The sequence below is a fragment of the Nonomuraea sp. NPDC059007 genome, assembly GCF_042740555.1.
Lineage (GTDB): Bacteria > Actinomycetota > Actinomycetes > Streptosporangiales > Streptosporangiaceae > Nonomuraea.
This window is the reverse complement of record NZ_JBHYJD010000053.1, coordinates 64,010-71,775: the sequence shown is the minus strand read 5'-3', so window position 1 is coordinate 71,775 and position 7,766 is coordinate 64,010. Positions and strand designations below refer to the sequence as shown.

The 7,766-nt window shown below is 70.6% G+C and carries 5 protein-coding genes; 2 read left to right on the top strand and 3 right to left on the bottom strand.

The window, feature by feature from the left end:
• Positions 1-85: 85 nt before the first annotated feature.
• Genes ACFWY5_RS48535 through ACFWY5_RS48525 form a run of 3 tightly spaced genes read right to left on the bottom strand, consistent with a single transcriptional unit; the run spans position 86 to position 3,176 of the window.
• Positions 86-1,369 carry an MFS transporter gene (locus ACFWY5_RS48535; protein ID WP_379638958.1) on the bottom strand — a complete coding sequence of 428 codons (1,284 nt, stop codon included), beginning with the start codon at positions 1,367-1,369 and terminating at the stop codon, positions 86-88.
• The gene (locus tag ACFWY5_RS48530) at positions 1,366-2,619 is read right to left on the bottom strand and encodes an MFS transporter (RefSeq protein WP_379638957.1); all 1,254 of its coding nucleotides are present in this window, start codon (positions 2,617-2,619) and stop codon (positions 1,366-1,368) included. Before ACFWY5_RS48530 ends, ACFWY5_RS48535 begins: the two co-directional genes overlap by 4 nt.
• A complete protein-coding gene (locus ACFWY5_RS48525) occupies positions 2,616-3,176 on the bottom strand; it encodes an ArsR/SmtB family transcription factor (RefSeq protein WP_379638956.1) in 561 nt (186 codons plus the stop codon). Before ACFWY5_RS48525 ends, ACFWY5_RS48530 begins: the two co-directional genes overlap by 4 nt.
• Before the next feature lie 71 nt (positions 3,177-3,247).
• Between ACFWY5_RS48525 and ACFWY5_RS48520 the strand changes: the two genes are divergently transcribed.
• Both ACFWY5_RS48520 and ACFWY5_RS48515 read left to right on the top strand, forming a co-directional pair.
• Positions 3,248-3,892: a B3/4 domain-containing protein gene (locus tag ACFWY5_RS48520; protein ID WP_379612185.1), complete on the top strand. Its 645-nt coding sequence runs from the start codon at positions 3,248-3,250 to the stop codon at positions 3,890-3,892.
• A gap of 204 nt (positions 3,893-4,096) precedes the next feature.
• Positions 4,097-7,750 carry a multifunctional oxoglutarate decarboxylase/oxoglutarate dehydrogenase thiamine pyrophosphate-binding subunit/dihydrolipoyllysine-residue succinyltransferase subunit gene (locus tag ACFWY5_RS48515; RefSeq protein WP_379638955.1) on the top strand — a complete coding sequence of 1,218 codons (3,654 nt, stop codon included), beginning with the start codon at positions 4,097-4,099 and terminating at the stop codon, positions 7,748-7,750.
• Positions 7,751-7,766: the final 16 nt, after the last annotated feature.

Below are 7,766 nucleotides of genomic sequence, written 5' to 3'. Positions count from 1 at the left end.
GCATCAACGTCCTGCACGCCATCTTGCGCACCCGCAAGCCCTACGACCCCGGGCACCAGATCCGCACCGCAGCTTGACAGAAGCATTAGGCAGCCGCCTGCTCCTTGATCGGCAGGCGGAAGAACAGCAGGCTCGACAGCAGCACCACCGCCGCCACCAGCCACCAGGCCGCCGACGTCCCCAGGCCCATGGCCAGCGGCGCCAGCGTCAGGTTGGCCAGCGCGGCGCCGCCTGACCCGGCCAGCGACGCCGCCGAGGCCATCGTGGCCCGCTCCGCGGCGGTGACCCGGTGATGGCCGAGCTCCGCCCGCAGAACGCCATAGGCGCCCAGCCCGACGAAGAGCACCGCGTACGGCAGCCCCGCCAGCACCACGGAGCCCACCCCGGACGCGCCGCCGAGCAGGGCCGACAGGGCCAGGCCCGCCAGCGAGAGCCCCGACAGCACCAGCCCGGCGACCGCCCCGCGCACCGAACCCCTGACACCGAGGGCTTCCCGCCCGGCCAGTCTTCTCGCGAGCGCCGGAGCCAGGCCGCTGCCGAGCGCGCCGCCCGCGAACCCCACCGCCGCCACGACCGCGTAGGCGGTGGCCCCGAGCTCGGCCGAGCCGGTGAGCGCGGCCAGATGACCGGGCACCAGCAGTTCGACGCAGGTCAGTGCCATCCCCACCACCGCCGACAGCAGTACGAGCCGCCGCAGTACCCCGTCGCGGACCGCCACGCGCACCCCCGAGGCCACGGTGCGCGGCACGCCGCGCCACACCTCGCCCATCGGCACCCGGGGATGGGGCGGCTCCGGCAGCGCCACCAGCACGACACCCAGCCACACCAGCGCCGCCACGGCCCCGGCCAGCGGCGGGACGGCCAGCGCGGGCAGGCCCAGCGGCAGGTCCAGGAGCGGCACGAAGCCGCCGGCCAGCACGCCGACGCCCAGTGCGACGTCCTCCAGCACGTGACCGCGCGCCAGCCCCGGACGCAGATCCGCCTCGGGCCCCTCGATCGCGTGCAGGGTGTCGACGTACCAGGCCTCAGCCGGCCCGCTGGACAGCGCCCTGGACACCCCGAGGACCCCGCAGGCCAGCACGAACGCCCAGAACGAGTCGGCCAGCACCAGCAAACCCAGCGACAGGGCCGTGCAGGCCGCGGCGACCGCGAGCACCGCCCGCCGCCCCACCACGTCGGCGAGCCCGCCGGTCGGCAGCTCAAGCACGGCGATGACCAGCGAGTACACGGTCATGACCACGCCCACCTGCACGATCGTCAGCCCCCGGTCGAGCATGAGCAGGACCAGCGGGGCGATCATCAGCCCGGCGGGCAGCCAGGTCAGGAAGCTGACCAGCGCGTACCGGCGGGCGGCGGAGGTCGCGTTCACACGGCCTCCCTCACGCGCTCCGGCAGCCGGACGAACAGCAGGCTCGACAGCAGCAGCACGAAGGCCACCAGGCCCCAGGCCGGGGCCACTCCCGCGCCGGCGGCGAGCAGGCCGAGCGCCATGTTGGACAGCGCGCCGCCGGCCTGCAGCGACAGGGAGCCGATCGAGGTGACGGTGGTGCGTTCGGCAGCGGTGACCGCGTTGTGTGTCATGGTCTGGGCCAGCAGGCCGGTGGCGCTGATCCCGGTGAACATCAGCACGTAGGCGATGCCGGCGCTCACCAGGCCCGGTGGCCCGTCCAGGCCGGCGGTGGCGGCCAGCGCGCCGAGTGACAGCGCCGCGAGCACGACGCCGGCGCTCGCGCCCCTGGCGTTGCCGCCGGCGAGCCTGGCCAGCGTCGGTCCGAGCGACGAGCCCGCCGCGCTGCCCGCGAAGCCGACGGCGGCCACGAGGGCATAGGCGGTGGTGCCGCGCTCCGCCGTACCGGCGAGGTCGGCCAGGCGTCCCGGGGTCAGCAGCTCGACGACGGTGAGGGCGACGCCGTTGGCGACCGCGTAGAGCATGAGGCGGCGCAGCTGCGGGCCGCCGGTGGCCAGCCGCAGCCCGGCGGCCACGGTGAGCGGCACCTCGCGCAGCACGCCGCCGATCGAGCGGCGCGCGTGCGGCGGTTCCGGCAGGGCGAGCAGGACCACGACGAGGAGTACGGCGGCGGCCAGCGCGCTGGCCAGCGCCGGCGCGGCGAGCGGAACGATGGGCGCGCCCGGCGGCACGGCCAGCGGCAGGACGCCGCCGGTCAGCATGCCCGCGCACAGGGCCACGGAGCCCATCGCGCTGCCCCTGGCCAGTCCCGGGCGTAGGTCGGCGGCGGGGCCCTGGGCGGCGTGGAGGGTGTCGACGTACCAGGCCTCAGCGGGGCCGCTGGAGAGCGCTCTGGCCACGCCCTTGAGCACGGCGGCGGCCAGGAACACCCCCAGGGTGGTGGCGAAGGCCAGCGTCACCATCGCGAGCACGCTGACGGCGGCCGAGGCGGCCAGGACCGTGCGCCGGCCGATCACGTCCGACAGGCCGCCGGTCGGCAGCTCCAGCGCGATCGTCACGACCGAGAAGACGGTCACGGTCAGGCCGACCTGCGGCAGGCTGAGCCCGCGCTCGGTCATCAGCAGCACCATCGGGGCCATCATCAGTCCGGGCGGCAGCCAGGTGAGGAAGCTGACGAGGGCGTAGCGGCGGCGCGCGCTTAAGGGAGTCACGCGTCCAGTTCCCTTCTGGGGTATCCGGCGAGGAACACGTGCGCCTGCACGGTCTCGGGGTCGTCGGCGTAGCGCTCTTCCAGCTCGGTGATCAGGGCGTCGGCGCGCTCGAAGAACTCGCGCAGGCCGGCGGGCGGCAGCTTGGCCAGGATGTCGGTCATGCCGCCGGCCTCGACCCACGCGGTGGACCAGTCGTTCTCGTCGAAGCGCTCGATGGCGTGGACGAGCGCCTCCACCTGGCGCAACTTCATGATCCTCAGGGCCTCGCGGCCCTGGGGCGTGGCGCCCATCTGGACGTTGTCCCAGCTCGTGTAGTGGTGGCGGGCGCGCCAGCGGCGTTCTCTGCCGTCCGCCGAGGGGTCCTCCTCGATGAAGCCGTACTTGGCCAGCTCGCGCAGGTGGTAGCTGGTCGAGCCCGAGCTCTCGCCGACCCGCCTGGCCAGCTGGCTGGCGGTCGCGGGGCCGTCCGCGCGCAGCATGCCGAGCATCCGCACGCGCAGCGGGTGCGCGACCGCCTTGAGCACTTCGGGATCGGTGATCCGGTATCCCTCTTCCATACCTTGACGGTAAGCCGCAAAGACAATTTTGCAAAGTGATTTTTGCGAATTGGCCGCCTAAGCTGCCAGGCATGATTGAGCACATCCGGGTGGACGAGGCGATCTTCGAGCTCCGTCCCGACTTCGCGGTCCTGGTCATGACGGCCCACGGGATGAAGAACGGGCCCACGGACGAGCGGGCGCGCGGCTGGCTGGCCGAGGCTTCCGCGCGGGCCGTTCAGACCGAGAAGATCGACGCCTGGAAGGACGCCTACCGCGCGTTCGGCGCCAAGCCCCAGCGCACGCGCCCGAGCGTCGACGCGCTGACCCGCAGGCTGCCGCTGCCGGAGATCAACCGGATCGTCGACGCCTACAACTCCGTGAGCGTCACCCACGCGCTGCCGATCGGCGGCGAGGACCTCGACCGGTACGCGGGACCCGCCCGGCTGATCAGGGCCGGCGGCGACGAGGCGTCGGAGGAGGCGCTGGGCACGCCCGAGCCCGGCGAGGTGATCTGGCGCGACGACCTCGGCGTCACCTGCCGGCGGTGGAACTGGCGCCAGGTGGCGCGCACCCGGCTGACCGAGGAGACGGTCAACGGCCTGTTCCTGCTGGAGCGCCTGGAGCCGATGACGCTGGAGGAGCTCAAGGTCGCCGGCGAGGAACTGGCGGAACTCCTGACCGAGCTCTCCCCCGGCGTGCGGATCACCAGCAGAGTCATCTCCGCCGGGAACTAAACCTCCTGTCAGCCTGTTGATACCAAACAGTAATATTGGCTGCACCACCTGGATTGACTAGGGGGGCGTGACCTCTTTGGACTCTCCTGAGAGGATCAGGCGGGGCGCGGTGGTCTCTCCGGCGCGCTCTGCCGGTCTGTGCGAGTAGCCTTGGACCGGTTCTCTAACATCAACGCCGATCTGCGGAAGAGGGCGATTTCCGCCGTGTCGTCTGAGTCGTCGCGGTCAAACCCGCTGGCAAGCTTTGGGCAAAACGAGTGGCTTGTCGACGAGCTGTACCAGAAGTACCTCCAGGATCCCGAGTCTGTGGACAAGGCCTGGTGGAACTTCTTCGCTGACTACAACCCTGACTACGGACCGGGCCGAACCCCGGCCAGGGAGGCGGCGAACGGCACTACAACCGCGCCCGCCCCCGCACCAGCTCCCGCCAAGGCGCCGGCCACCCCGGCGCCCGCGGCCGAGAAGCCGAAGCAGCCTGCCACGGCGGTGCCCAAGGGCGCCGAAGAGGTCAAGTTGCGCGGTGCCGCGGCCCGTACGGCGGCCAACATGGACCTGTCGCTGTCGGTACCGACGGCGACGAGCGTCCGGGCCATCCCGGCCAAGTTGCTCATCGACAACCGCATCGTGATCAACAATCACCTCAAGCGGGGACGCGGCGGCAAGGTCTCCTTCACGCACCTGATCGGATTCGCGATCGTCAAGGCGCTGAAGGCCATGCCGGAGATGAACTTCTCCTACACCGAGGTCGAAGGCAAGCCGACGCTGGTCAAGCCGGAGCACGTGAACTTCGGTCTGGCCATCGACGTCCAGAAGAGCAACGGTGAGCGCCAGCTCCTCGTGCCGTCCATCAAGGCGGCCGACGACATGGACTTCCGCCAGTTCTGGATGGCCTACGAGGACATCGTCCGCAAGGCACGCGGCAACAAGCTGGGCGTCGACGACTTCGCCGGCACCTCGATCTCGCTGACCAACCCCGGCACGATCGGCACCGTCCACTCCGTGCCGCGCCTCATGCCCGGCCAGGGCACGATCATCGGCGTGGGCGCCATGGAGTACCCGGCCGAGTACCAAGGCGCCGCCCCCGACACCCTGTCGAGGCTGGCGGTCTCCAAGGTCATGACGCTGACCAGCACCTACGACCACCGGATCATCCAGGGCGCCCAGTCGGGCGACTTCCTGCGCCAGATCCACCGGTTGCTGCTGGGCGAGAACGGCTTCTACGACGAGATCTTCGAGGCGCTGCGGATCCCCTACGAGCCGGTCCGCTGGGTCCAGGACATCTCCGCCTCCCACGACGACGACGTCTCCAAGTCGGCGCGGGTGATCGAGCTGATCCACGCCTACCGGGTACGCGGCCACCTCATGGCCGAGACCGACCCGCTGGAGTACAAGCAGCGCAAGCACCCCGACCTCGACATCCAGTCGCACGGCCTGACGCTGTGGGACCTGGAGCGCGAGTTCGCGACCGGCGGTTTCGGCGGCCGCCCGCTGATGAAGCTGCGCGAGATCCTGGGCGTGCTGCGCGACTCGTACTGCCGCACGGTCGGCATCGAGTACATGCACATCCAGAGCCCGGAGGAACGGTCCTGGATCCAGGCGCGGGTCGAGATGGCGCACGCCTCGCCCGACCGCGAGGAGCAGCTCAACATCCTCGGCCGGCTCAACACCGCCGAGGCGTTCGAGACGTTCCTGCAGACGAAGTTCGTCGGCCAGAAGCGCTTCTCGCTGGAGGGCGGCGAGTCCCTGATCCCGCTGCTCGACTCGGTGATCAGCGATGCCGCCGACGAGGACCTCGACGAGGTCGTCATCGGCATGGCCCACCGCGGCCGGCTCAACGTGCTCGCCAACATCGTCGGCAAGTCCTACGGGCAGATCTTCACCGAGTTCGAGGGCAACATCGACCCGCGGACCGCCCACGGCTCCGGCGACGTGAAGTACCACCTGGGCGCCTCCGGCACCTTCACCGCACCCGGCGGCAAGACCATCACCGCCTCGGTCGTGGCCAACCCCTCCCACCTGGAGGCGGTCGACCCGGTGCTCGAAGGCGTCGTCCGCGCCAAGCAGGACCTCCTGGAGCGTGGCGAGGAGGGCTTCACGGTCCTGCCCGTGCTCATCCACGGCGACGCGGCCTTCGCCGGCCAGGGCGTCGTGGCCGAGACGCTCAACCTGTCGCAGCTGCGCGGCTACCGCACCGGCGGCTCGATCCACATCGTGGTCAACAACCAGGTCGGCTTCACGACCTCGCCCGCTTCCTCCCGAAGCAGCGTGTACGCCACCGACGTGGCCAGGATGATCCAGGCCCCGATCTTCCACGTCAACGGCGACGACCCGGAGGCCGTGGTCCGCGTGGGCCAGCTGGCCTACGAGTACCGTCAGGCGTTCCGCAAGGACGTGGTCATCGACCTGATCTGCTACCGCCGCCGCGGCCACAACGAGGGCGACAACCCCGCCTTCACCCAGCCGCTGATGTACGACCTCATCGACGCCAAGCGCTCCACACGCAAGCTCTACACCGAGGCCCTGATCGGCCGCGGCGACATCACGGTCGAAGAGGCCGAGTCGGCGCTGCGCGACTACCAGGCCAAGCTGGAGCAGGCGTTCACCGAGGTCCGCGAGGCGGCCAAGCAGCCGCACCAGGACTCCGGCGAGCTGCGCGTGCCGCCCACCGAGGTGATCAAGTGGTCGCACACGGACACGCCCACGGCGATCACCGACGAGACGCTCAAGCGCATCGTCGACACCCAGCTCAACCTGCCCGAGGGCTTCACCGTGCACCCGCGCCTGTCGCCGGTGCTGCAGCGGCGCGGCCAGATGGTCGAGCAGGACGCGATCGACTGGTCGATGGGTGAGGCGCTGGCGATCGGCTCCCTGCTCATCGACGGGCACCCGGTCCGCTTCGTCGGCCAGGACACCCGCCGCGGCACCTTCACCCAGCGCCACGCGGTGCTGGTCGACAGGATGACCGGCGAGGACCACACCCCGCTGAAGACCTTCAACCACGGCACCACGAAGTTCTACGTCTACGACTCGCTGCTCAGCGAGTTCGCGGCACTGGGCTTCGAGTACGGCTACAGCGTGGTCCGCCCCGACGCCCTCGTGGCGTGGGAGGCCCAGTTCGGCGACTTCGTCAACGGCGCACAGACGATCATCGACGAGTTCATCTCGTCCGGTGAACAGAAGTGGGGCCAGAAGTCGGGCGTCGTCCTGCTGCTGCCGCACGGCTACGAGGGTCAGGGTCCCGACCACTCCAGCGCCCGGATCGAGCGCTTCCTACAGGTCTGTGCCCTGGACAACATGACGGTCGTCCAGCCCACCACCCCGGCCAACTACTTCCACCTCCTCAGGTGGCAGGTGGAGTCCGGGCGGCACAAGCCGATGGTGGTCTTCACGCCCAAGTCGCTGCTGCGGCACAAGAAGGCGACCTCGAAGGCGGCCGACTTCACCTCGGGCACCTTCCAGCCGGTCATCGGCGACACCACCGCCGACCCGTCGAAGGTCACCAAGGTCGTGCTGACCTCCGGCAAGCTCTACTACGACCTGGCCGCCGGTCGTGAGGCGGCGGGCCGCGAGGATGTCGCGATCGTCCGTCTGGAGCGTCTCTACCCGTTCCCGGCCGAGGAGCTCACCGCCGAGCTTTCCCGGTACGGCGCGCAGGCCGAGCTGTTCTGGGCCCAGGACGAGCCGGTCAACATGGGGCCGTGGCCGTACCTCACGCTGAAGCTGGCGGAGGACCCGCAGCTGCTCGGCGGCCGTGCCCTCCGCCGGGTCTCGCGCACCCCCAACAGCTCCCCCGCGACCGGCTCCCACGCCGCTCACGACAAGGAGCTCGAGGAGATCGTGCACGAGCTCTTCGGCTAGTCGTTTCCATCTGGAA

What these genes read in the sequence shown, in the direction of transcription:
- ACFWY5_RS48520 (WP_379612185.1), top strand. Translation starts at nt 3,248, where the DNA reads ATGATTGAGCACATCCGGGTGGACGAGGCGATCTTCGAGCTCCGTCCC.
- ACFWY5_RS48525 (WP_379638956.1), bottom strand. Translation starts at nt 3,176, where the DNA reads ATGGAAGAGGGATACCGGATCACCGATCCCGAAGTGCTCAAGGCGGTC.